1 pseudogene is annotated in these 255 nt (G+C 63.5%); it reads right to left on the bottom strand.

Going from position 1 to position 255, the window contains the following annotated elements:
* A pseudogene (locus tag CH341_RS35540) lies at window positions 1-193 on the bottom strand (hypothetical protein); the annotation flags it as partial.
* Window positions 194-255 lie beyond the last annotated feature (62 nt).

Raw genomic sequence — 255 nt, forward strand, 5'->3', positions numbered from 1 at the left:
ATGCCAGAAACAGGGACAGGACGAGCTGCACGGTGGCAAAGCTCGCGTGAAAGTCCTTCTCCAGTGCCGGCATGGACGGCACGATGACGTTGATCGCGAACGGGCTGAGCGTCGAGATGACGACGAGGCTCAGGAGGCTTGGCCGCCGTCTCTCAGGTGACAGGGCGGGGGCCTCGGATATTGAAGACGGCATAAGATCTCGGCGGAGGCGAGGGGAGGGGTGGATGACCCGATAGCATCCAACCGCGCCCGGCA

It is taken from the genome of Rhodoplanes roseus (assembly GCF_003258865.1).
Taxonomy (GTDB): Bacteria; Pseudomonadota; Alphaproteobacteria; order Rhizobiales; family Xanthobacteraceae; genus Rhodoplanes; species Rhodoplanes roseus.